Origin of the sequence: Sphingomonas sp. GM_Shp_2 (genome assembly GCF_026540875.1) — a bacterium.
In the GTDB taxonomy this organism is placed as follows: domain Bacteria; phylum Pseudomonadota; class Alphaproteobacteria; order Sphingomonadales; family Sphingomonadaceae; genus Sphingomonas; species Sphingomonas carotinifaciens.
The window spans coordinates 70,930-95,360 of record NZ_JALNUQ010000001.1; the positions used below are offsets into that span (position 1 = coordinate 70,930).

The window sequence follows — 24,431 nt, forward strand, 5'->3', positions numbered from 1 at the left end:
ACTGGGAGGTAGAGGGTGCGGAAACAGCAGTTGCGGCGCGGACTCTTTAGTTTTGGCGTGCTGGTTTTCGGCCTGTCGACGCTGCATGTTGAGGCGCAGCCCGCTGCGTCCGCCGACTCCGTGACGCAGGCACCGCGCTCGACGCTGCTGCTGCACGGTGACCGTACCGGTCCGACGATCGCGCCAGAGATTTACGGTCAATTTGTCGAACATTTGGGTCGCGGCGTGTACGAGGGGATCTGGGTCGGCGACGACAGGTCGATCCCCAACACGCGCGGCATTCGCAACGACGTAGTGGCGGCGTTGCGGCAGGTGAAGGTGCCAGCGATCCGCTGGCCCGGCGGCTGTTTCGCAGACGGCTATCACTGGCGCGACGGCATCGGCCCGCGTTCGAAGCGGCCACAGAGTATCAATGCGTCGTGGGGCAACACGCCCGACCGCAACGCCTTTGGCACGCACGAGTTCATGGACTTCCTCGACCAGGTCGGCGCGAAGCCGTTCGTTTCGGTGAACCTAGGATCGGGCAGCGTGCGCGAGGCCGACGAATGGCTTCGCTACATGACCGCACCGCTCGAAAGCGCCGCCGGAGCGGAGCGCGCCGCGAACGGTCGCAGCGATCCATGGAGCGTGCCCTATATTGGCGTGGGCAACGAAAGCTGGGGTTGCGGGGGCAACATGACGCCCGAGACCTATGCCGCGCAATACCGCCAATATGCCGCGAACCTCCGCACCTTCCACGGCGAGTCTGGACGTCTGATCGCGGTGGGTGCCGATACCGACGATTACGAATGGACCGAGAAGGTCATGGCCGGCGCGATGAAGTGGCGGCCCAACCCGTCGCCGCTGGCGCTGGTGATCGACCGGCCGCTGATGTGGGGGCTGTCGCTGCATTTTTACACCTTCACCGGCAACAGCTGGGCGGCGAAGGGGCGGAATATCGGCTTCAACCGTGACGACTGGGCAAAGGCGCTCGGCCGCGCGCACCTGACCGACGAGATGATTCGGCGCCACTCGGCGATTATGGACCGCTACGATCCCAAGAAGGAAGTCGCGCTGGTCGTCGACGAATGGGGGGCGTGGTTCGACAGCGAGCGCGACGCACCATCGGCGCTGTACCTCGAAAGCACGCTGCGTGACGCGGTGATCGCTGGGCTCAGCCTTAACATCTTCAACGCCCATGCCGACCGCGTCCGCATGGCGAACATTGCGCAGATGGTGAACGTCATCCAGTCGCTAGTGCTGACCCGCGGCAAGGAGATGGTTGTAACGCCGACGTGGCATGTGTTCGACATGTACAAGGTACATCAGGGCGCTACGCAGGTAGCGGTTGATGTCAGCACGCCCGACTATGTCGAGGGGACAACCCGGCTGCCAACACTCAATGCCTCCGCATCGCGCGATGCAGCAGGCAAAGTCCACCTGTCGATCGTCAATCTCGATCCGGGCCGCGCGGCACCGGTCGAAGCGGTGCTTGCGGGCATCACCCGACGGCAGGTGACGGCATCGACGATCACCGCCGATCGCATCGATCGGCGGATTGAATTCGGCAAGGAGGATCCGTTCGTTCCGCAAGCGATCAGCGACCTGTCGATCGCGGGTGATCGCTTGACGCTCGTTGTACCGCCGCGTTCAGTCACAATGGTGACGATGGAATGAAGGCGGACGCCGAGGCGACCGCGGAAACGACCTATGGTGGCTTCATCTCGACATCACGTCGTAACAACATCTGTAGGGCGAAGGCCTTCTTTACCCAAACCGAAGACGACCGTCAGCATATTGGATGGGGTCAGACCGTGCGACGGAAGTCGAGGTCTTCGTCGTCCGGACCGCCCTGGGTCAGGTCGAGCGCGAAACCTCCGGCTCGGACCGGCGGTTGGCCAATCAGTTTGCGCCGAGGCTTCGCCGCGGGTGCAACATCGGATACCGCAGTCGGACTGCCAGCCACCGGTTTGCGTGCTGGCCGGCTATCTATGGCCACCCCCTCGACGCGAAAAAAGGCAATACCCGCCTGTAGTTCCTCGGCCTGATTAGCAAGTTCCTCGGATGTGGCTGAAATCTGCTCAGATGCGGAAGCATTCTGCTGCGTTACCGTGTCGAGTTGCTGGATTGCCTCGTTGATCTGCGCAGCACCAATATCCTGCTCGCGACAAGCCACGCTGATCTCGGTTACCAGTTCAGCGGTGCGGCGAATGTCGGGGACGAGGCGGGTCAGCATCTCTCCGGCATGGGTTGCCGCGGTTACCGTGTCGGATGACACCGCCTCAATTTCGGCAGCCGCCGCCTGGCTGCGCTCCGCTAGTTTTCGCACCTCCGCCGCTACCACCGCGAAACCTTTGCCATGTTCACCGGCACGGGCTGCCTCAACCGCAGCGTTCAACGCCAGAAGGTCGGTTTGACGAGCAATTTCCTGCACGATGACGATTTTCTCGGCGATGGTACGCATCGCGCCAACCGCCTTCTCAACAGCTTCGCCGCTTGCCTCAGCATCCTTCGAAGACTGACGCGCAATCTTTTCAGTTTGCGCAGCATTGTCAGCAGTTTGTTTGATGTTAGCGGCCATCTGCTCCATCGATGCGGAGGCTTCCTCGGCGGCTGCCGCCTGCTCAGTGGCACCGTGGCTTACCTGATCTGCGGTTGCGGACAGTTGCTGCGTGCCTGAGGCCACATTGTGGGCCGCCATCGTCGCATCGCCTACCACGCCGCGCAGACGTTCCACCATCTCGACCAGAGCACGTCCTAGCGTGTCCTTTTCAGACAGTGGCTTGTGATTAACGGTCAGATCACCGTGCGCGATCGATCCGGCCAGCATAGCGGACTTGCGCAAGTTGTCAGTCATTCGGTTTACCAGTCCGACCAGATCCTTGACCTCATCATTCGTCGTCACCTTAACCTCGTGATCGAGGTCGCCGCTCGAAACTGCCTCGACTGCGGCACCGACGCGTCGTAGCCCCCCAGCTACCAGCAGCGACAGCCATGCCGCAGCACCGATCGCAATCGTCAACGCAATGGCAGCAACCACGAACATTGCTGCACGACCCTCTGAATAGGTCGCCGAGGACGCGGCTTTGGCAGCCTCCAATGCTTCATTGCACTCCGCCATGACGCGGTCGAGTATTGCGTCGATGGCTGTCGCGTTCTGCAGGCTGCCGTTCATCGTCAACACCGCAGCTTCGGCCTTTCGGTTGTCCAACGCCAATCTGCGGATGCGCTCGTCAATGCCGGCAAAAGCGCGGAAGCGTTCGCGCATCTGTTCTCGCATCGGTCGACCTTCTGGCGTTGCCTTGGCAACGGCGATGTCCATCAACTTGGCGACCTCCTCCCGCTTGCTCAACATGACTTTGCTGAAACGCTCGCGCTCACTAGGATCGTTCGAAAGAATTATGTTCTTCTGCGCGCGCACGTTAGCGCTCATCGACGTCGCAATTTTCTGAGCGCGAATGATGCGCGCAACCGGCCCGTCGATGAGCTCGTCAGACGCAGCATTCATTGAGTTCATGCCACTTACGCCAATCACCAAAACGGCAATCAGCATTAGGATAAGGACGAACATGGCGGCCGCCAATTTCGCCTTGATAGTGAAGCGCATCGGTAAGGTTCCCGTTGGAAGTCAAATCGGTAAAAAGTATGAGGCTGTGCGGCCCCTGCGGTCGGGCTCAGTCCATCGATATCTTGAAAGTCGTGAGCGGGTCTGGCGTCAGAAAGATGTCCCTGCGGTCACAAACCATGCCCGCAGTTATTTGACGAACCAGGCTCATTCGCGTCTTCAAGGCGATTCGCAAAAAGCAGCTGACAACGTCGTGACATTGTTCAATTGATCGGTCTGCAAGCGGATCAGTCCGACGGTGTCGCTCCTAGGCGTGGCGATGTCGATGCAGTGGTTGTCGAACGTTTGCTCCAACGACGCCACACCGAAGGCAAGTCGCAAGTCAGAAAGCAGGGTAGCCGGCCGGCGCAGATTGACTGCGTGACCCAAGTGCCAGCGGGCACCTAGAAACTGGGTTTCAGGCACCACGTCAAATGGCTCGTTAAAACTCGCTGCCCTTATATCAGGTGGGTTACCGCAGGGCTTGAAGGTATGCGCACCAATCGCACCACCTATCCATTGCAAAGAAGGATAGTCACTCATCAGGTTATCCAGTGGCACGTAACCGCTCCTTCCTCGCTCGAGACATTCCAGATTTGCGACGTTGGATCGGCGGCAGCGTCGGTGCGAGCGACTGCAGATGTCACTTTTTGCCGCGAACTATCGAGGTTGACACATTGACGATCCCGGACACGTAGACCGCTCCTCGCTTTCGAAGCCACCTCGTTTCAGAACCCCTGTTTGACGGTGAACTGCAACCGATCGAGCGTGCCGGAAACGCCGCTTTCCAGTTCGCGATAGGTGTGCCGAAACTCGGCACCGAGATCGAGTTTAGGTAGCGGACTCCAGAAGAGGTTGGCCGCAACGCTATAGGCCAGCCGGTTCAGCAGTGGCGAGGTCCCGAGGGGATTGTTGGCGCGCTGGTATGATCCCATTGCCGTACTGCGCAGCTTCGTCGTCCAGTAGTGGCGATAGGCAGCGAAACCCGCGGTCATACCGACCGGGTCGAGTTCAGCCGTTGCGACGTCGTAGACCGCATCGGGAGTGAAGCTGACTCCGACATATCGCCCTACCCCGCGCCCGCCACTTAACATGAAACGTACATCGTCGCCCTTCCCCGTCGGCAACGACGCGACGCCGGCGATCGACAGTCCCCAGCCAGCCGCCGTTGCCGCTGCGCCAGTGCCTCCGGGATTGGCGCGCATCGCCCGCAGTACGCCCGCCAGCGACAGCTCGGCGCCGTCGCCCTTCCAACCGACGCGCGCGGCAAGGTCGGGCAAACTGTCATCGTCATGGTCGCTGAGCGTCGCGGCGGTGCGCGATACGGTGACGGTTTCGGGATTCTCGATCGACACCGAAGCCGACCAGCCCCGGCCGAATGCCTGAGTATACCGTGCGACCATCTGTCGCACGAAGACCGTACCTTCCGTTACCCCCAGAAAGTCCGCGGTCTCTGGCAGTGCCCCGACAAACTGGAAGGTACTCCAGTCCTGGCCTGCGGCGAATCCGCGATAGCCGAGTACCGCTCGGCGCAGTCCGAACGTATATGGATTGAGAGCACGCTCTGTCCCCGCAGGCGGACTCTGCACCTGAAAGTCCATCTCGATGAGCGTTGTCATCGGGCTACCAGCCAGCGGGGTCGAGGTCTGGAACCCCAGCCGACTCTGTTTGGCATGAGCGTCGGTAAGTAGCCCGGACGCACGAACACCGCCCACCGGCACTGACTGCGCCAGCGCGAAGTCGCGACCTAATACGTTAGTCGCACTATCCCCCGCGCTGTAACGGCTGAAAAGCATATCGCCCTTCACGAAGCCAGCGATCTTGAAGTCGGTCGCACCGATGCGGAAGCCGTTGCCCCCCGTCCCTGCCGGTGCCCCCTGCGACGCGACCGATGCGCTGCCTGCGGGTGGCGATACCGTCCGCGCCGTCACGTCTGGGGATTGTACCCCGCCGGACGTAGGCGACGCCGCCACTACACGCGGCGCCACCGCCGGTGCGCTCGTCGGTGCCATCATGGCCGGGGCCGCGAGCCGGCGCTCGAGTTGATCGATCCGCGCCTGCATCGCCTGCATCGCTGCACGCAGCCGCGTCAAATCGTCTTCTGCAACCGCCTGCGCGCCCGCTGGCATTGGCAAAAGCATCACCATGCACGCACCCAATGCGGCGCGCGCTTTTCCCCCGTTCCTCTTCATGGAAGATCCTATCCTGTCGTATTATTTTCAACTGAAATTGGGAGGCGCGTTACGGCAACTCCCCCCTTGCTCAGCAGCAGCGCGGCACACGGTCCGGTCCGCCGCCGTAGCGTCGATCGACGCGGTTACGGTGGAACGTCGCTAAATCCATCAGTGGAGCCTCCGGATGATGTGCTGCCTGGTGCGCGACATAGGCGTCATAGTCGGGCACCCCCACCATCAGCCGCGCCGTCCGCGTAGCCAAGTTCCAGCCGTCACGTAGTGACGGCATGACCGGTCTCCCCGCCCATCTCCCGTGTCGTCGGCTGCTTGCTTGCCAGCGCCTTGAACGCGCCTTTGATGCCATAGGCGACAATGGCCAGAACCACCGCGATGAAGAAGACGCACAGGGCGGCATCGACGCGGTCGTTGAACACGATTCGCCCCATCTCTGCCATCGTCTTAGCCGGCGCAAGCAATTCGCCGCGCTCGGCTGCATCAGAGAATTTACGGGCATGCGCGAGGAAGCCGATACGCGGGTCGCTGTGGAAGATTTTCTGCCACCCGGCGGTCAGCGTACAGATCAGTAGCCATGCCGTAGGCAGGATCGTAACCCATGCGTAACGCTGGCGCTTCATTTTGAAGAGAATGACCGTCGCCAGTACCAAGGCGATCGCCGCCAGCATCTGGTTCGAAATGCCAAACAGCGGCCATAGCGTGTTGATGCCGCCCAGCGGGTCGGTAACCCCTTGGTAAAGAAAGTAGCCCCATGCGCCGACCGCCATCGCGGTCGCCACAAGGTTTGGCCCCAGCTTCTCCGTCTGCCGCATTGCCGGAACGGCCGTGCCTATCAGGTCCTGGATCATGAAGCGGGCCACCCGTGTGCCCGCATCGACCGTGGTCAGAATAAACAGCGCCTCAAACAAGATCGCAAAATGGTACCAGAAGGCCATCAGCGCCTGACCACCGACCGCCTGGCTGAGAATGTGCGCCATGCCGACCGCGAGTGTCGGGGCGCCTCCCGCACGGCTTAGGATCGTGCCTTCACCGACGTCGCGAGCGATGTTGCTCAGCATGTCCGGCGTGACAGCATAGCCCCATCCACTAATTACGGCTGCAGCACTCGCCGGATTGGTGCCAATCAGTGCAGCAGGCGCATTCATCGCGAAATAGATCGCGGGATCGAGAACACAGGCCGCGATCAACGCCATGATCGCGACAAAGCTTTCGGTGAGCATTGCGCCATAACCGATATAGCGTAGATGTCCCTCGCTCGCGATCATCTTGGGAGTGGTGCCGCTCGAGATAAGAGCGTGAAAACCCGATACCGCGCCGCAAGCAATCGTGATGAAAAGGAATGGGAACAGCTTGCCGGCAAAAGCCGGACCGGTACCATCGATGAACTGCGTCACGGCCGGCATCTGCAAGGTCGGCTGGACAAACAGGATGCCAAGCGCAAGTCCCGCGATAACGCCAATCTTGAGGAAGGTCGACAGATAGTCGCGCGGTGCCAGCAGCAACCATACCGGCACGACCGAGGCGATAAAGCCATAGGCCATCAGTCCAAGTGCCAGCGTCGGTCCGGTCAACGTGAACAGCGGCCCCAGCACGGGGGAATGCGCCACATGCTCGCCGCCCATGATCGCCGCCATCAGCAGGACGAAGCCGATCAGCGACATTTCGCCGATCCGGCCAGGTCGCAAAAACCGGCTGTAGATGCCCATGAGCAAGGCGATCGGAATCGTAGCGACGACGGTGAATGTACCCCATGGACTTTCGGCCAATGCCTTGACCACAACCAGCGCCAGCACCGCCAACAGGATGATCATGATCATCAGCACCCCGACCAGCGCTATCGTGCCGGGCACAGTTCCCATCTCGGTGCGGATCATGTCCCCCAGCGAGCGCGCGTCACGGCGCGTCGAGAAGAACAGGATGAGAAAATCCTGTACCGCGCCCGCAAATACCACCCCCGCCAGCAGCCACAGCGTGCCAGGCAGATAGCCCATTTGCGCTGCCAGCACCGGACCGACCAGCGGTCCTGCGCCGGCGATCGCCGCAAAATGGTGGCCAAACAGCACGTTGCGGTCGGTAGGAACGAAATCAAGCCCGTCGTTGCGGCGCACCGCCGGTGTCGGACGTGTCGGATCCACCGCCAGCACGCGCCGCGCGATGAAAAGTCCGTAGAAGCGATAGGCGATCGCATAAGTGCACAGCGCTGCCGTGACGATCCAAAGGGCGTTAATAGGCTCTCCCCGAGCCAGTGCGACGACACCGAGGGCGGCAGCACCGATCAGCGCCACCCCAACCCACATCAGCCATCCGACCGCTCCTTGCGGCCTGATCGACACCGCCCCCCTCGCCTCTCGCAACATTCAACTCTCCTGAATCCGTGCCGCGCCGGTTTTCGCGTCAGCCGATGCCCCATGGTGGCATGACGTTGCGCGACGTGCGCCCCCTACCTTGGGTGGGAGGGGTGACAGACAGGGCCGGAGCGGGCACAACAGCCGGTAGGGAGAGCAGGCCTGTTGAGCTGGAAATTACTGGCCACGATCAGTGCGACCTATGTCGCAATTCTCTTCGCTATTGCATGGTGGGGCGACCGCGCGAGCGCGCGTGAATCCCGCTGGCTTCTGCATCCGGTTACTGCCGGCATATTGCTGTCGCTGACCATCGCGATCTACAATACGAGCTGGAGCTTTTACGGATCGGTTGGACAGGCGGCGCGCACTGGCTGGGGCTTCATGCCAATCTACGTCGCTCCGCTGCTCCTGTTGACGGTGGCACGGCCGGTGCTCTCGCGTATGATCGAGGCGGCAGACGCGCAGGGCGCGACCTCGGTCGCCGACTTCCTCGCGGGCCGGTACGGCACGCGACAATCGATCGCGGCGCTGGTGACGGTGGGAGCGCTGGCGGCAGTGCTGCCCTATATTGCGCTTCAGCTGAAGGCAGTGGCCGGGAGCTTCGAGCGGCTTTCCGGTATTGGGGCGCCGTCCAGAAGCGGTCCTGCGGGGCTTGTACAAGATACTGCCTTTTGGCTCGCTTTGGCGATGGCGTTGCTGATCGTGGTCTTCGGCGTGCGCCACGCCCATCGCACCGAGCGGCATCGCGGACTGATGATTGCCGTCGCGTTCGACAGTATCGTAAAGCTTGCCGCCTTCCTGATCGTAGCGTGCGCCGTGGTCGCCAATGCCTTCGGCTCCGGACCGGCAGGCCTAGTACGTGCCTACGCCGCTTTACCGCCGCTGCCGCCGCCCGACGCCGCAGCATGGGTCGGAGATACGTTGATTGCCGGCCTGTCATTCCTATGCCTGCCCCAAATCTTTCATGTGCTGGCGGTCGAGCGTGCGCGGCCGGGTGACCTGGCGCGCGCGGGCTGGCTGTTCCCACTCTACTTGGCGCTACTGAGCATCATGATGCTGCCTGTCGCCGCTGCGGGCGTCGCTGCGTTCGGCGATACAGGCGCAGCGGACAGTTTCATGATCGCTCTGCCGCTCCGCGCCGGCCGGCCGGCGTTGGCCGTCATTGCTTATGTGGGCGGGTTGTCCGCAGCGACAGGCATGGTGATCGTCGCCACCGTCGCGCTGGCAACGATGTTGTGCAACGACGTCATCGTGCCGCTAATCCTCCGTGGCTCGCGTAACGCAGGGGGTGGCGCGGTTGCCGGGCAGGACGTATCCTCCCTCCTAATCCGCGTGAGACGGATCGCGGTCGTCGCGGTGCTGCTGCTCGCCTATGCGATGCACCGGCTGATCGCCGACTATCACCTGACCCAGACCGGACTGGTGTCGTTCGTTGGCGTCGCGCAGTTCGGACCAGCAATGCTGGCGGGCCTCTACTGGCGCCGTGCGAGCAGTGCGGGCGCGGTGGCAGGCATAGCCGCTGGCCTGACCATGTGGGCTTGGCTCCTGCTGTTGCCGCCCGACTGGCGCCCGGTCGTCGGCGGCACGAACCCTATTGCCGCGGCAACTTTCGCCAGTCTTGGTATCAACACCGCGCTGCTGGCGCTTGTGTCCATCGCTGTACCGGCCGCACCAGACGGAGCCCCTGCATCCGGCCGACGAATGAAAGCGGAGGACCTACGCGCCTTAGCCGCGCGCTTCGTCGGGGCGGATTTGGCGGAAACTTCGCTGGCGGGATCCACGGCGCTTCTCGCCGATCGCACCCGCGCGCTACTTGCCGGCGCAATCGGCATCTCGTCCGCCCGGATCGTGATGGCAGCGGCCGGCCACGAAGGTGCGCTGGTCCGCCATGACGCACGTGCGATCCTTGACGAGGCGTCGGAAGCGCTAGCGATCAATCACCACCTGCTCCGGACCGTATTGGATACCATCCCGCAGGGCATCTGCATCTTCGACGCCAACCGCTGCGTGCTCGGGTGGAACGCCACCTTCCTGCGGCTACTTGACCTGCCTGACGGACTGGTGCGCGTCGGGCTGCCGCTTGCCGACCTACTGCACCACAACCTGTCGCGCGCGCGCTATGCCGGCAGCGACCCCCGGCTCCTGCTCGCACCCGATGCATTCGAAGCGGAACGTTGGCCATATGTCTATGAACGCGAGCGGCCGGACGGCACGGTGATCGAGATCGCGTTCGACCGCCTGCCTGATGGTGGCATGGTCTCCACCTACAGCGACGTAACCGAGCGGCATCATGCCGCCGGGGCGCTACGGCGTGCCAACGAGGCACTGGAGGAACGCGTTCGCGAGCGCACGCAGGCGCTGGAGAGTGCGACAGCAGCCGCAGAGGCCGCGAACCTCGGGAAGACACGTTTTCTGGCGGCTGCAGGACATGATCTGTTGCAGCCAATCCACGCCGCCCGCCTCTTCATCGCCACCATCGAGTCGACGTCTGCACTTCCGGCACCAGCCCTGCGGGCCGCTGCGGATGCTGCCGCCGCGATCCGTTCAACAGAGACGATGATCGCCGGCCTCTCCGACCTGTCGGCGATCGATACCGGCGGGATCGTTCCGGATCCGCGGCTGCTCTCACTTGATGCGCTGCTCTTGCCTCTGGTGCGTGAGATCGGCGCACTCGCCGAGGAACGGGGGGTGAGCCTCGGCTACAGGCCCTCCGGCCTCGCTACGATGAGCGACCCGGCGCTGCTGCGCCGCATCGTACAGAATTATCTCGTCAATGCGCTACGCCATGCCGACGCAGGGCGGGTGATCTTGCGATGCCGCGCGCGTGGCGCTTCCGTCGATATACAGGTATGGGACGATGGTCACGGGATCGATCCCAACCGCCGCGCCGCGATCTTCGAGCCGTTCTGCCGCGGTGAGCGGTCGGAGGGCATGGGATTAGGTCTTGCTATCGTCCAACGGATGAGCCGACTTTTAAGCCACCAGGTCGGCGTCATGTCCTTACCCGGTCGCTTCGCCTGCTTCTTTGTGCGTGTACCGCGCCTACCCCTCGCCACGCAGATAACGGAGCCAACGCCAGCCGAAAAGGCGCTTGATCGCGCCGGCCGTTCGCTCCGCTTGTTGTGCATCGATGACGATGACCGCGTTCAGGCCGCGCTAGCTGGTCTCTGTACCGCTTGGGGGCATCGCGCCGAACAGGTTCCGTCGCGGGAACCGCCCGATGCGATCATCTTGGACTATCATCTTAAAGACGGGTTGACCGGCATCGACCTGTACGACCGACTATGCGCGCTATGGGGTCGGCACGTGCCTACCCTTCTCGTTACCGCCGACCGTTCGCCCGGCCCCGCCAAACGGGCGGCGCAACGCGGCATCAACCTTCTTGCCAAGCCGATCGACACGGTGCGGCTTCGCGAATTTGTCGACGGATTGGCGTCGTGACCGGCGTGATCTTAGTGGCCGAGGATCATCCACTTTTCCTACAAGCGGTGATCGACGGACTGACATCGCTCCTCCCCACCTATCGGTTTGAGCGAGCGGTTTCGCTGAACGAGGTCCTGACGAAGATCGAAATCCATAGTCCCAGCCTTCTGTTACTGGACCTCGACATTCCTGGGGCCAATGCCCTTGGCGGCGTTGCTTCGGTGCGGGCGGCGTCGCCAGACCTGGCAGTCGCAATTCTCTCTGCCAGCGTTACGCCCGCCCTTATCGCTGGTGCGCTCGCCCTTGGTGCTCGCGGCTATTTTCCCAAGTATCTTCCGCTCGATCTCCTTAGCGATGGCATAGCGGCGGTCCTCAACGGAGAAATCCGTATTCCTGAGGAAGAGCGCCAAGCGGCTTGCGATGACTTCTTTTTACGCTATGCGACCCTGTCACCGCAGCAATGCCGGGTACTCGATATGATCGTCGATGGTTTACTGAATAAACAAATAGCGGCCGCACTTGGGATCAGTGAGCAACGTGTTAAAGAACATGTTTCACAGATCATGCGCCGCTTGGGCGTCAGTACTCGCACTCAAGCCGCAGTGCTTGCGCGAACTGCGCTGCTAGCCGGCGATCTTCAATCAACATAAATAAGCCTTGCAACTGCCGGCACCTTCACTACAATTTTCTCCTTTTCCTTGGCTAGCAGAGCTTATAGTATGTAGAATAAGGTAAATAGTTTTCATACCACATCCCATTGTTTTCGCATCAAACCTAGTTGCGGAAGCCAGCACGGTAAAATCGCCTGATCGATCTGGAAGCGTGTGATCGGCAGTGCAACGTTTGACAGCTGAATGACAGGATACGGCGGGGTGCCTGCATAGCTTTTACGCCAAAGTCACGCACGCTTGGTCAACGGCTTCGGTCAGTCGGCAAATCGTAGGCTAGGTCATCGGGGTAGCGTGCCAGCGCTGGCCGATATCCTTCCGCTAACCAACCCGATATGGTTTCATGTAAATCGTCGAGGCCAGCGCAAAAATCCTGTTCCGGCATTAACGCCCCTTCCCCGCGCGCAGCAGCGACTATATCCAACGCTCCGGCAAGTTCCGGCTCGGAGAAGAGGAAAGCACCCTCCCCCGCTCGCCATACCGCTAAAAGTTCGGCTGATCGTGCTCGTTGCGCAGCATCGGAGCGATCTGCAGTGACAGTGCAAGAGGGCAACGCAGGAAGCGCAGCATTCCTCCGTATCAGTTCCTCTCGTGTGACTGCAGCAAGCTGATATCGCAGCATACGGTCCTTCGGGCGATCGGTCGGTGATGGCTTGTACTGGCGCTCTAGGATGTTGGTCAGGCGTACAGTGTCCACCCCCACCGCCACCCGGCGCCAATCCATCAAGGAGCGAAGCGTCGAGGTTCGGTCAGCTGGCTGGCTGAGCACAAAGCGCTCCAACAACGGGTCATCGACAATCTCAACAGGAAGCGGCGCTGGATTGCCAATGGCGGCTGCATGCGCCCAGCCTGCTACTTCAGCGAGCCGCACGAGGCCGTCCCTTGTCGCGGCTTGGTTGACTCGCAGGTCGCCACGAATTCCCTTTAGCTGAGGCCCAAGTTCAACTGCACTCGCGTACGCAGCGTCAAGGCGTTCGAGGCGGGCGGCAATCTCGGCTTGCCCCGCCTCGATCCTGCCGGCCCAGGCTCCCATTTCCTCCAGCTGCTCCTGCATTAGGGTGATAGCGTCGAGGATCGCTGCGAGCGCGTCACTCCTGATAGTCTCGGTCACCGCTTCGGCCCTCCCCTATCCGGATCGCGATTACGATCATGTACCAGTCGGTCACGCTCACGGTCCTGCATCTGTCGCATGACGTCATCGATCCCGTCGGGCTGTAATTTGATTGAGGATCGTTCCGCCGTAGAACTGGTCCGGCTCTGTACGTCCGGATCGAGCATGCTGGATGCAGGGAGACAACGCGACTTGGCTTGATCAATTCTTCGCTCATCTCGCGTTCGACGAGCTTCGATCCGGTTACGGGTCGCCTTGGATCGCGCCAACGCTGCAACGACCGGATCCTCCTTGTCATGTGTCGCGGTCAGGGCGGCTGACGGTTCAACGACAACACGAACACCCTGCATTCTGGCTGCCTGTATCGAGTTCGGCTGAGGTTCGTTCAGGCCGTCGAGGAACCGTTGGAGGTTCGTCGCAACGGCTTGGTTGATGATGGACGGGGATGCGCGAAGCTCCGCAATCGAGCACTCATAGGCCGCGCGAACCTCGGAATGGCGCTTGTTCAAAAGCGTCTGCACAGGATCCGTCGCCCCCGTTCCGGCGACGCGCTCGGCACGCGCCGCCCTGCTTCTGTCGAGCCGAGGAACTTGGCCTTTCGCCCGGATTTTCAGCGCCGAGATATGCTCGTGCCGCGGGTCAATGCCCCTCGCCTTTGCCGGAGTGGCGTTTGCTTCGATGCCTCTGTCGCGGAGCTTTTGCGCGAAGCGTTGGCGGTAGCGAAAGAGATCATCCCGGTTCGGGTGAAACCGTCGGCCGTCATGATCGCGGCGGGCTATGGTCAGGTGAACATGCGGATGGTCGCGGTCGACGTGGAGCGATGCCACCCAGGAGCGGTTGGCGAACTCCTCCTGAGCAAAGTCGAGGCCGGCTGCCTTCAGTCGTTCCGGATCGGTCCCCTTCGGCATGGAGAGGATCATCGAAAGAGACGTCGCGCCTTTGCGCCGGGCATCATCCCCCATTTCCCATTCGTGCCAGTCGTGTGCGAGCTCCTGCATGTCGCGCGCATCGCGCAGGACTTCGCCATCGCTCGTAAAGAGCGCGAGTTCCTTGTCAGGGCCGTGCCCGAGCCGGCAGATATAGACGAAGTTCGCCAGGACGTGTCCGCCGCCGTGCTGACGGCCGGTGATGCGAACCATTACCTCGGGCGTGCGCCGCGCGGTACGATCGATCGCCGAGATAGCCCGCCGACTGGCGGCCGCTTGCGTTCCGCCGCCGAACACTTGTTTGACTCTGGATAGGGGGCGGCCAGTGCCCCCTTGCGGCGACGCTTTGGGAAAGGTGGAGGCGACGGCGAAACCAAGGACCGTGCCTCCTTGCGTTTGCGCGCCGAGGGAACCGCCGCCGCTTCCGGACCGATGCTTCTTGGAGGGGCAGAAAATGCCGGACATCGTGTCCAGCGTGCCGGCCGAGAGATTAAAGCTCATGCCCGCGGTTCGCCATAAGCGCCGGTCCAATAGGCCACTTCCCCCCCGACATAGCGAGAGAGCGCCCGGCGGGAGGCGTGAAGTGCTGCTTTGAGATCGGTGCATGTCGCCATGAACGGCCCTGCGATGCGGGCGATGTCGAGGCTGCTGCCCGGCTGGTTCGCGGCATTCATCGCGTGGACAGCCTGGTTGATGTTCCGACCTATGAGGAGCACCTGCTTGCGAAGCTTTGCGACCTCTTCCTTCGCTACCGGGCTCAAATGCAGTCGCCCTGCCTTGTCCCAGAGCTGCCAACGCAGTGCGCGCTTGATCCATTCGTTTCGCGACAATTGCAGCCGCGCTCCGACGACATCGATCGCCTCGATCTCGCTGCGATTGAGCCGGATCGTCACCCGGATCTGTTCGTCGGGATGACCCAACCTCCCAAGGTCGACGGTCGGCAGATGATCGTTCTCGGGCAAGAGGACGAGCCGCGCGAGTGCATTGGCCATCCAAGCACTTCGGCTTTGCCCCTGAGCGACCGCCACGCGGTCGATCTCCGCGACTAGATCGTCCTTGAGACGAACGCTGACCATCATCTCTCAAGCCCCGTGCAGCGGCGCCATCGAAACCCAATGTCTTACATTGGTGCCAGATGGCATATCCTGCCATCCCTAGTACTTAATCCACCCTCACAGAAAAACAGCTCATATGGAGTAAAGCTACTCCAAACGCGGAGCCGGGTGTTTTGAATGCCTGTCCCGCCCAAAAACAGATCTCTTACTTTCGGGTTATCGTTACATGTGCGGCCTTACTCTTGGAACGACACCTGCGAAGCAGAGGTTTCTTGCCGTGATCAAGACTGTTCTGACTGGAGATTCCGGTCAGCACCAGCCATGGTGGATCATCGATCAGCCTAGTCCGAAGGGGAGATTTCGAATGCCTCGCAAATCAGTCAAGCCAGATGATCTCGCTACGATCACGGCCCGGCGAGAGGCGCTCCTGGCTGAGCTTGCACGCGTCGACGAGCAGGCCAAGGTTGCCCGAGAGGCGGAGCGCGACGCAGGACGTCCGGTGCTCTTCGCTGCGCTCGAGCGCATCAAAATCGCCGCGCTAGAGAAGTCCGACGCGCGGTGCATAGCGGCCGCGCTTGCAACCCATGGCGGAAAGGCAGTGGCACGCCATTTGTCGTCGATCGCCTCGCAATAGACGCCTTGTCCGATCAGCGTCGATGGGCACGGGTCGTTACACCACTCCCGGGACTGTCGTCGCGTGTTCGACCATATGGCCGACCGCATCGAGAGCGCTCCGCACATTGGTGACCGATGCGGTAGAAGCGTGTCGAATGGCCTGTTTATGCGACATCGCCGGGGTTGGCGCGAGCACGGGGAGAGGCAGCAGGAGCGCTCTATCTCGACTAGGAGCACCCTCGTAGGTGCGTAAGCGCGGACGCCGACGGGGGCACGGATTGCCGAAGGCGCGTCGCGGAGGGTTCAGCGATCTACGACGCGAGTCGATCGCCTAAGAAGGGGGGCTGTTGCGGGAGGAGCGCCGCATGGCCCCCCCTCCCTGCCGCTTCCCCTTGCGAGCAGCGGCCGATATTCAGCGTTTAGCTTCTGCCCGGCGCTGCTCTTCCGCCTCGGCGTAGTCGAGCAGACGCGTCATCGCCTCGCCCTTGGAAAGTCGGTTGCGCCAAACGAAATCTTCGAAGCGCGCCCGGTCCTCGGGTAGCGAGCGGACGTGGATGGCATCGGTGTACTTCGCCTGGCGCACCCGCGGCGCGGGCCGCTGCGGCTCGGGTGGCGCCGGCTTCTCGGATCGGAAGCCAAGCCCCTCCCCTGCCGTCTTGGCGGCCGCAAGTTGCTCTGGCGTCGGCACCGGGATGTCGTCGTCATCAGCGAAACTGGTGATCGACCGGCGGGTGGCGGCTGCTGGTTTTTCGGTCATGCGGACAGTCCTTCCTTAAGGAGCGTGACGACATCGAAGGCGAACGCCGCTGCGTTCTGACGCGCGCTATCCAGAGAGCCGACGTCGGCCGAGGTCATGTCGTCGAGCGTTCCCCCCATGCTGAAGAGGCCGCGGAACGCGCCGCGTTCCGCAAGGGCGGTAGCGATCATGGGAATGCCGGCGCCTTCGAGGTTACTGACCACCGCTTTCAGGTCCCTTGGCCACAGGCGCGTCGAAGCGGGCGTGCGTGTCAGGACTGCAGCGAATGGCAGCAGGCGATCGCGCGCGGTTCCGGCATTGCGGACGACCTTGAACGCTCTGGCAGCCTCGACGGCGTCCAGTTCCGATCCCTGAATGGGCACGAGTGCCAGGTGCGACATCATCAGCGCGTTGGTCGCGCGCGCACTCGCCTTCCCTTCCAGGTCGACAATCACATAATCGGCGCGCTTGCGCGCCTGATCGATCGTTCCGATGATCTCGTCCTCATCGATCTCGGGGATGACCTCGATGTTTTCGGGCTTACCGCCTTTTTTTGCCCACCGGGCGAGCGGGAAGTTCGGATCGGCGTCAATCATGACGATGCTCGCTCCCTTGGAAGCCAGTTCGGTGCCGAGGATTAGTGCGGTTGTGGTCTTTCCCACGCCTCCCTTCGGGGAAAGCATCGTAATCACCGGCATGAGCGGACTCCTGAATCGCGTTGCGAGCGCGTGAACTTCGCGCACATCATTGACTGTGCGAACATGTAGACGAGCGACACAAGCTCCCACAAGTCACAAGTACCCGCCGTGCGCATGTTCACATGCGCACATCGTAGACATGTCCCCTCGGTCGCATGTCTATAATGCGAATTGTTCACCGCGCGAGCAGGTTCGCGTGGTGAACATGCTCACCTGTCCCACCCAGCACCGCCCAGCGCGACCTATACCAAGGCAGCGGCGCTCGGGGCGCACCCCTTGCAAGCGCTGCATCCCTACCCCACTCGCCGATAGCAAACCCGATCGGAGGCTCATTTACAGGGCTATTGATGGAGCATGCCCACGGTGCACGCAAGTGTCGGATGTGCACATGTTCACCCGTTCTAAATGTTCACGTTGCGAATGTTGTGCGCATGCTCATCGCGTGCCAGTGTGGACGTTGCGCACTTGCTCATTTGAGGCGCAGCGACAGCATGTCCCACATGTGCACAGTCGGCTTGACGCGTTCGGCTTACGGTTGTTCGTCGCTTCGGTGGCGCGATCGGCGGCCTTGAAGGGCGCTATCAAATAGCCCGCGCGGGCACATGCGGCACTGATAATGCTTCGCTGACATGCACACGGCGCGAACATGCGCACCGCGGGCCGAACGCTCACTTTGTTGGCATGCGCTCTTTGCGAACGAGTCCCACTTGTTCATTTGTGCACTGTGTGAACGCAGGCTCTATGCTCACAAGTTCACCCGACGCGAGCAGGGGGCCGGCTCTCGGATCGGCGGAGGAGGAGTGCCTCGTCAGGTGAGCAGGCCGCGGGTCAGCGCTCGAGATGAGCATGATCGCGCGATGAGCATATTCACGCCGATGCCACGTTCACTTCGCGCACCTGTTCACCGCGCGCACCTGTTCACTTACGCGGCGCTTGAGCCCTGCTGCAACCGACGTGAACTGCGTAGAGGCCAGCCACATGTCGCACATGCTCATCCCACTAACTTGTTCACATTGTGCGCAGCTGCGGGAGCGAAAGGGTGCGAGCCTCACTCCTTAGATTACCAATGAAGGGGGCACGGAGGTGGAGGGTGATCTCGAGTGGCGGAACGACTGGCCTGGTCGCGTATCAATCAGATATCCCGAGGCACCATCGACACGCTGGGAGTATCGGCGGTGTAGCGATGCCGCGCCAGGCGACCGGACCGCCTCCCGACCGGTAGGCCGACGCGTTGTAGGCAAAGCGGGCTGCCAGCACAGTCCGATCGCATCATGTATCTGCAGCCTACGATACGACGAGTCTTGCGCTGATCCGGGGGTAGGGGAGGGGGAAACGTTCCAGTGAACGCCGATCCTGGCGGCCTCGGCATCGATGCCAAGACCGCTCCGTTCGCCATCATGATCAAGGCCACAGGGTGACGTCAGCACCTGCGATCTGTTGAGAGAATGCGATGACGAGCAGACAAAATCCGAAGAAAAAGCAGTCTTAAGACGTTGTTGGCGACGTTCGATTCTGGTATCTTTTGAATGTAGGCCTTGGGAGGGTCTATAGTTTTGCCGATCGGACTTTCTGATCGCCGGATCCACATCGATGGGCTGTCAGTGTCGGGGGGCATATGGCGAAGGTCAACATCCACGTTAAGGCGAAGGCGAAGGGCACCGGTCTTGTTACCGTGCATATCGATGGCAGCTTCGTGGGGCTGGATGCGCACGGTGAGGAAATACAAAAGGTCAGCAAGCCGCCGGCTGATCATTGGTATTGCGTAACGCTTAGTGGTCAGCCGGGCGACACCGCGGACTATGAACTCACGGACAATGGCGAGTTCAAGAAGTCTGGAAAGCTCGAAATTGGCGATACGGAGGTCATGGCCTCTACCTACAAGGTCATGTTCCGGTGCTAGGGGCGGTGCGCTATTGCATCAGCACCTGCCTGCCGCTGATGATAATCGGCACTCCCGCCAGCGCTATCGCGCAGGCCAGCGACCGGCGTGCCGAGATGCGCGCGATCAACGAGCGGATGGGAATGCTGCAGCAGGAACTGGACGCGTTAAGGGAACGAATGCGCCGCCTCGAGGACGGAGACGGGACGGCGACCGTACCGGCGGCCGTGACCACAACCACGTTGGCGTCTGCGTCGCCGGTGACCGGCTCGGCACCGGACGCGCCCCGTGCCGCGGGGGGCGCTCCTTCCGCAAGCGCATTCGCGCTACCGGCGGTGGCCGATGTCGGCGATACCCCGCCAGCGCCCCCAGGGAAGGCGTTCACTTCCTATGCGCCCTCGATTGCGATCAGCGGGAGCACGGCGGGGTCGACCGCTACCGTGACCCTTGGCAACTTCCCCCAATTGAAGAAGCCGGCGACCGGGGACTGGTTCGGCGCGTTATCGCAACGTCTTGAATTGTCGGCGCCGCTCGACAGGAGCGGGGGCCCGACGAGGATCACGAACCTCGACAGCCTGGCGGACGGAGCGAAGGCCAAATTCACGCTCTCCTGGTACTCGCGCAGGGTCGGCAGCGGCGATGTTCCCGATGCTGCTCTTACCGAGCTTGCCAAGATACAACAGGATTGCGTCGATGATGCCAAGACGCGCAAGGGTCCGTTGACCGCAACCGAATGCCTCTCTGATGACAAGCGCACCATGGTCTTGCGGCATTACGGATCGCGGCAGTTGCGACGGACGTTTCAGGACAGCGTGGCTCCCGGTCGGTTCGCCTACGCCGCCGGCGCCAGCGTTGCGCTTGGGTACAAGAATTTCAAATTTGTCGACACCTCTGCGGTAACGATGGACAGCGCCGAGCGGTTCTCGAAAGAGGTAGGTGGCTATCTGACGATCCTGCCGACGGCGGTAGCGTCGTCCGCAACCGTGTCTCTTGCCTATCAATGGGCCTATAAGGAGGGGGCGGCGGGGGTCCTTTGCCCTGCCGGTCGCGATCCGTCGCAGCCGATCTCTTGTCTCACTGGGGCGCAAGGGGGTCCGACGAATGACCGAAAGGGGCTCATCGCGCTGGATTACCGCCGTTACCTGCCGGCCCTGCCGATCGTCGGCCGCACGGCCATCAGCCCACAGGTCACCTACGATTGGTCCCACGACGAATATGCCTTTGATCTGCCATTCTACTTCGTTCCCGACGAGAAATCGAAGCTGATCGGCGGCTTGCGCCTCGGCTATGGGACGAAGGAGAAGGAGTTCGTGGCGGGCGTCTTCATTGGCGCGCCATTCTCGATCTTCCGGTGACCGCGCGGCAATCGACGGAACGGCGTCAACGATAGAGCCGCACGTGCTGCTGCTCTTCCTCCCGCGCCCGACGGCTGACGTAAGCGGCTTGCGGCGGCGGTTTCTTCCGCGTGCGTGACACGGCCAGGGTCAGCGAACGCCCCTCGGATATCAGCTCGCGGACAATGGGGGCGAGGACGGCGGATTGTTCGGCGGTCGTTCCCACCCAGCCATTGGCGACCAGCGGGATGAAGTTGGTATTGTCGAAATGCCGGCCGACATTGTCGAAGGAGACGAGGCGACCGCCCTTGGGTCCGGCCTTTGTGGGATCCGCGGCGATGAGGTCCCAATAGTCCAGCGGGAGATACATGCCCTTAACCAGTCCGGTGTCAGCAGGTTCGAATTCGATGCGCGGGCACAGCTTGAGGTAAAACGGGTTCTCGAGCAGCCGGAACCCGTTGCAATGCGTGTTCGGCGGGCAGTCGGTGAGCTGCTGCTGAAGCTGGCGCATCCGTGCGATTTCGTCGTCGAGCTTGTGGTTGGGGAGACGGAAGATGGCGGTCGCCATGGCGCCGTGCTCCATGGCCTTGTATTGGATCAGCGTGAACGCGCGGTAGGTCTCGTTGTAATAGAGGAGGTCGGCGCCGAGCTGCTCTTCGATCGCCAGATGATTGGCGAGCACGAGCGTGAGCGTGACGTCACCGTTGCTGAACTGCGCCGCAGACTGGGCTCTCGGACCGATATACTCGAAGCCGGGTACGTGCTGCATGTCGTTCATGATCATGGCATCCTCGCGGTGCCTGACCTGCTCCAGCCCGTCGAGAAAGCACCCCGTCTCACTTGCCGGCATCCGCCAGTTGAGCAGCTCGCGGCGATCGATGCCGGAGAAGGACAGGGCGGTGCCGGTCATCTCCTTTTCGAGAGCGAGCGCCTCCCGCTTTCGCGGCGGCAACGTCGCGACGCGGCGGCGGTCGGTCTCGAACCGGTCGATCTCCGCGGCGAGGCGCGGATCAAGGTCCCGGATCGCTTCAAGCAGCGCGAGAGCGGCAGGGCCTTCGACAAGGCCGCTGGTACGCAGGCTCCCGCGGATCGAGGTTTTGAACCGCCCGGAGATGCGGTCAACGATATCGACAGTCCGCAAGGGTGTGCGCAGCGGTTCGACCTGGCTGATGTTGACGCGTTTGCGGCCTTCTGCGGCCTTGTTCCCGACGAACAGGGTGCCGTGGTGCGTGATCCGCCCGGAGGTAAAGGTCATGAGGCAGGGCAGGGGAGGCCCGCCGCGCCGATGGAGATCGTCATCGACGGCTTCGGCGAAACGGCCCTTATCCCCGTGCGCGTCGAGGAGTTCCTCGCCGCGCTCGCCGATCGCCCGCAGATGGTAGATCTCCAGCGCCATTCGTACCCCGTTCCTGCGGCATCAGCCGTCGCGTGCTGGCGTCGGTCCCCCGCTGGGAGATTGGGCGCAGTTGTCACCAGACTACGAAGGACCGGCGGCTTTGAACAGGTAAGCTGGCGCGGGCCCGTTCCAGCGATCTGGCGGCCGAGTATGAGGCTCCCCCGAGGTGGCGCTGGCGACGTGGGGACCGGACGCGGACGGTGGATGAGCAAGCCGGCGGCGTGCCCCGCAGAGCACGCCGTCGCTTCGAAACCGGGTGTTGGAAACCAAGTGTGAGTTTGGCGCAGACGCCTTTGGCCGGGTGGCTTGGACATACGCGCCCGCCACCCGGTCAATCGAACCGGCTCTGACACTACGGGGTTTCCACGCCCCGGCCTGCGTCTCCGCAAGTGCCGCACCTGTATCTAAGGGCCTGTTGGTGGCGCAAGCCGACAAGCCGGTCCCTCGGCGGCTTTTGCGACCAACGCCTCACTTGCCGGCGAATTCTGTCCCAACAGTGATCGAGGGGGGGCGAGCGCAGAACCCGGCGTCTTCGCGACGTCAAGGGCATGCAATGCATGGCAGGTGGGAGCGGCGCGCCCGGCACAGCATTCGGCCGATGGCGGATCTGACAGCAGGACATCGGGCCCTCGGCCCGGCGGTGGGGACGGTCGGGGGCATCGCGCTTCCGGTTCGCCATGCACGGCGGATCGGGGCCGTTGAGGTCGGTGCCGGCCTCGCTTCGCGAGATCCGGAAGGCGTACGCGAAGCAAGCTCCGTATGACGCGACCCTATGTTGAAAGCGGCCCGCCCCGGCCCGAAGGCCGGGGCAGGCCCGCGTCATCGCTCCTCGGCTCGCATGATCGTGAGGACCCGGACGGTCACGGCGGGATCGCCGGGGTCCTCGGATCCTGCGGACAGGTCGGTGTTGTAATAGTCGATCTTCCAAAGGCAGGAGACACCTTCGAAATCGAAGCTGCCGAGGTCGTGCTCGCCATAGGGGTCGTTGGCGGGCGTGAAGGCATCGAAGCCGCGGATCAGGCGCAGCAGGTCAGCACGCTTGCGGAAATTTCGGAAGATCGAGACGTCACCGAGTAGGTCGGCGATGCCCGTGGTCATCATGACGCGGTCGTTGCCGGGCTGGGTGATGTTGTCGCGAAGCCGGTCGTTCAGGCGGGCGGTCTCGCGCGGACCGCCGGCCGGTCGTGCGGGTTGGGGAAGGTGGTCGGACATGATGGTCTCCTGGCTTGCGAAACCCCGTCGATCGGGGCCTTTCGACAGGCGACAGGACCGCCGGGGCATAGGGGGGCGGGGCACCCGAAGGGTCGAAACGCATGTGGAGAAGACCGCTGGCGGTCTTGCACCGCACAACGACACGGCGAGGACGCCGGAGCCCGAAAGGCCCTTGTGATCGGAGGGGAGGAGAAGGGGGGTCATGCTGGCCGATCCGCTGATGCTGGACGGACGGGAGGGATGGTCGCTATCCTCGGGCGATGGAAACCGGTGCCGATGTCATTGCGCTCTGGCCTGGCTGGATGGAGAGCGCCGGCGAGATGCGTCGAATGCAGGTGCTGGTACGCGCGCGCTGCGCAGCGTGCGGCACGCTGCTTCGGGTCGATCTCGACGATGTCATGGCGCGCCATGGGTCGCGCTATTCGCTGGTCGACAAGCTGGAGCGTTGCCGCATGGTCGGCTGTTCGGGGGCGACCTTCTACGTCGCATCGAGAACCTATGGGCAGGCTTGGACGACGCTGCTGCGCGATCCGATGCTGGTCGCCGGGCTCGACACGCTGCCTCCGACACGCACGGCGCTGGGCTGAGCGCGCTCGACCGGCATGTGTACCAACTATCGCCGTACGAAGGGCTTCGACGAGATCGGCCAGGACTTTCGGGAGGTGCGGATCCCCTTGCGCTTCCCCGAGCCGCACATGGCGCCCAATCTGGAGCCGCAGTCGGAAATCCGCCCGACGGACCGCGCCATCGTGTTGCGGCCGCGGGATGACGGCGTCGAACTGACATGGATGCGCTGGGGCCTGCTTCCGTTCTTCTACAAAGGCCCAATCAAAGGCTGGAAGGCCGCCACATTCAACGCGCGCGCGGAGGGCGTGAAGACGGCGGCATCGTTCCGCGAGCCGTTCAAGCGTCGGCGTTGCCTTATCGCAGCCGAGGGCTGGGTCGAATGGAAGGGTGAGGGGAAGCCCAAGCCGAAATTCTTCGTCGCGCCGCGCGATGCCGCGCCGATATGCCTCGCCGGCCTATGGGATCGCGCGACGACGCTGGATGCCGGTGAGGTCGAAAGCTTTACCATGGTGACGCAACCACCCGGCGCGCTCAGCGATCTTCACGATCGCGCGCCGGTGGTCCTGCGGCAGGAGAACTGGGGGCGCTGGCTCGATCCGGATCGTCCGGTAGATGACCTGCTGGCGACCGAGCCGCCCAATCTCTTCCGTATTCGCCCGTTCCACGAGGTCTCAGGGGCGCTTCTGTAACGCAC

Annotated in this window: 20 protein-coding genes; 8 read left to right on the forward strand and 12 right to left on the reverse strand. The window is 62.6% G+C overall.

Annotation, left to right across the window (positions count from 1 at the left end; genetic code table 11):
- Window positions 1-57 precede the first annotated feature (57 nt).
- A complete protein-coding gene (locus OXR08_RS00305) occupies window positions 58-1,656 on the forward strand; it encodes an alpha-L-arabinofuranosidase C-terminal domain-containing protein (protein ID WP_267347068.1) in 1,599 nt (532 codons plus the stop codon).
- Between the two features lie 130 nt (window positions 1,657-1,786).
- Here OXR08_RS00305 and OXR08_RS00310 read toward each other — a convergent pair whose 3' ends face one another.
- The 5 genes from OXR08_RS00310 to OXR08_RS00330 all read right to left on the reverse strand — a co-directional run bounded on the left by OXR08_RS00310 (window position 1,787) and on the right by OXR08_RS00330 (window position 8,069).
- Window positions 1,787-3,586, reverse strand: coding sequence for a methyl-accepting chemotaxis protein (locus tag OXR08_RS00310; RefSeq protein ID WP_267347069.1), 1,800 nt, complete (start codon window positions 3,584-3,586; stop codon window positions 1,787-1,789).
- A gap of 177 nt (window positions 3,587-3,763) precedes the next feature.
- On the reverse strand, window positions 3,764-4,144 hold the full coding sequence (locus tag OXR08_RS00315) for a hypothetical protein (RefSeq protein ID WP_267347070.1): 381 nt from the start codon (window positions 4,142-4,144) through the stop codon (window positions 3,764-3,766).
- 167 nt (window positions 4,145-4,311) lie between these two features.
- Window positions 4,312-5,730: a DcaP family trimeric outer membrane transporter gene (locus OXR08_RS00320; RefSeq protein WP_267347071.1), complete on the reverse strand. Its 1,419-nt coding sequence runs from the start codon at window positions 5,728-5,730 to the stop codon at window positions 4,312-4,314.
- A gap of 115 nt (window positions 5,731-5,845) precedes the next feature.
- Window positions 5,846-6,046, reverse strand: a complete 201-nt coding sequence (locus OXR08_RS00325; protein WP_267347072.1) for a CstA-like transporter-associated (seleno)protein — start codon at window positions 6,044-6,046, stop codon at window positions 5,846-5,848.
- Window positions 6,030-8,069 (reverse strand): carbon starvation CstA family protein, encoded by a 2,040-nt coding sequence (locus tag OXR08_RS00330; RefSeq protein ID WP_276589282.1) that lies wholly within the window; start codon window positions 8,067-8,069, stop codon window positions 6,030-6,032. The genes OXR08_RS00325 and OXR08_RS00330 overlap by 17 nt, the downstream gene beginning before the upstream one ends.
- A 213-nt stretch (window positions 8,070-8,282) precedes the next feature.
- On the opposite strand from OXR08_RS00330, the gene OXR08_RS00335 reads away from it, so the two are divergent.
- Window positions 8,283-11,558, forward strand: a complete 3,276-nt coding sequence (locus tag OXR08_RS00335) for a PAS-domain containing protein (protein ID WP_267347073.1) — start codon at window positions 8,283-8,285, stop codon at window positions 11,556-11,558.
- Window positions 11,555-12,190, forward strand: a complete 636-nt coding sequence (locus tag OXR08_RS18660) for a response regulator transcription factor (RefSeq protein ID WP_267347074.1) — start codon at window positions 11,555-11,557, stop codon at window positions 12,188-12,190. The genes OXR08_RS00335 and OXR08_RS18660 overlap by 4 nt, the downstream gene beginning before the upstream one ends.
- A gap of 262 nt (window positions 12,191-12,452) precedes the next feature.
- Here the strand turns inward: OXR08_RS18660 and OXR08_RS00345 are convergent, their stop codons facing one another.
- Genes OXR08_RS00345 through OXR08_RS00355 form a run of 3 tightly spaced genes read right to left on the reverse strand, consistent with a single transcriptional unit; the run spans window position 12,453 to window position 15,324 of the window.
- On the reverse strand, window positions 12,453-13,319 hold the full coding sequence (locus OXR08_RS00345; protein WP_267347075.1) for a hypothetical protein: 867 nt from the start codon (window positions 13,317-13,319) through the stop codon (window positions 12,453-12,455).
- Window positions 13,316-14,746 (reverse strand): relaxase/mobilization nuclease domain-containing protein, encoded by a 1,431-nt coding sequence (locus tag OXR08_RS00350; protein ID WP_267347076.1) that lies wholly within the window; start codon window positions 14,744-14,746, stop codon window positions 13,316-13,318. The genes OXR08_RS00345 and OXR08_RS00350 overlap by 4 nt, the downstream gene beginning before the upstream one ends.
- Entirely contained in the window at window positions 14,743-15,324 is a 582-nt protein-coding gene (locus tag OXR08_RS00355; protein ID WP_267347077.1) for a hypothetical protein, read from the reverse strand. The genes OXR08_RS00350 and OXR08_RS00355 overlap by 4 nt, the downstream gene beginning before the upstream one ends.
- A 253-nt stretch (window positions 15,325-15,577) precedes the next feature.
- On the opposite strand from OXR08_RS00355, the gene OXR08_RS00360 reads away from it, so the two are divergent.
- Window positions 15,578-15,934, forward strand: coding sequence for a hypothetical protein (locus tag OXR08_RS00360; protein ID WP_267347078.1), 357 nt, complete (start codon window positions 15,578-15,580; stop codon window positions 15,932-15,934).
- Between the two features lie 393 nt (window positions 15,935-16,327).
- Here the strand turns inward: OXR08_RS00360 and OXR08_RS00365 are convergent, their stop codons facing one another.
- Together OXR08_RS00365 and OXR08_RS00370 are read right to left on the reverse strand one after the other, a co-directional pair.
- The gene (locus tag OXR08_RS00365) at window positions 16,328-16,672 is read right to left on the reverse strand and encodes a hypothetical protein (RefSeq protein WP_267347079.1); all 345 of its coding nucleotides are present in this window, start codon (window positions 16,670-16,672) and stop codon (window positions 16,328-16,330) included.
- Window positions 16,669-17,349: a ParA family protein gene (locus tag OXR08_RS00370; RefSeq protein WP_267347080.1), complete on the reverse strand. Its 681-nt coding sequence runs from the start codon at window positions 17,347-17,349 to the stop codon at window positions 16,669-16,671. Before OXR08_RS00370 ends, OXR08_RS00365 begins: the two co-directional genes overlap by 4 nt.
- Before the next feature lie 1,615 nt (window positions 17,350-18,964).
- On the opposite strand from OXR08_RS00370, the gene OXR08_RS00375 reads away from it, so the two are divergent.
- On the forward strand, window positions 18,965-19,249 hold the full coding sequence (locus tag OXR08_RS00375; RefSeq protein ID WP_267347081.1) for a hypothetical protein: 285 nt from the start codon (window positions 18,965-18,967) through the stop codon (window positions 19,247-19,249).
- A 5-nt stretch (window positions 19,250-19,254) separates the two neighbouring features.
- Entirely contained in the window at window positions 19,255-20,583 is a 1,329-nt protein-coding gene (locus OXR08_RS00380; protein ID WP_267347082.1) for a hypothetical protein, read from the forward strand.
- A gap of 25 nt (window positions 20,584-20,608) precedes the next feature.
- Here the strand turns inward: OXR08_RS00380 and OXR08_RS00385 are convergent, their stop codons facing one another.
- A complete protein-coding gene (locus OXR08_RS00385) occupies window positions 20,609-21,958 on the reverse strand; it encodes a hypothetical protein (RefSeq protein WP_267347083.1) in 1,350 nt (449 codons plus the stop codon).
- An 819-nt stretch (window positions 21,959-22,777) separates the two neighbouring features.
- A complete protein-coding gene (locus OXR08_RS00390; RefSeq protein ID WP_267347084.1) occupies window positions 22,778-23,170 on the reverse strand; it encodes a DUF3768 domain-containing protein in 393 nt (130 codons plus the stop codon).
- Between the two features lie 260 nt (window positions 23,171-23,430).
- Here OXR08_RS00390 and OXR08_RS00395 point away from each other — a divergent pair, with 260 nt between their 5' ends.
- Window positions 23,431-23,757, forward strand: a complete 327-nt coding sequence (locus OXR08_RS00395) for a hypothetical protein (protein ID WP_267347085.1) — start codon at window positions 23,431-23,433, stop codon at window positions 23,755-23,757.
- A gap of 15 nt (window positions 23,758-23,772) precedes the next feature.
- Window positions 23,773-24,426: an SOS response-associated peptidase gene (locus tag OXR08_RS00400; protein ID WP_267347086.1), complete on the forward strand. Its 654-nt coding sequence runs from the start codon at window positions 23,773-23,775 to the stop codon at window positions 24,424-24,426.
- Window positions 24,427-24,431: the final 5 nt, after the last annotated feature.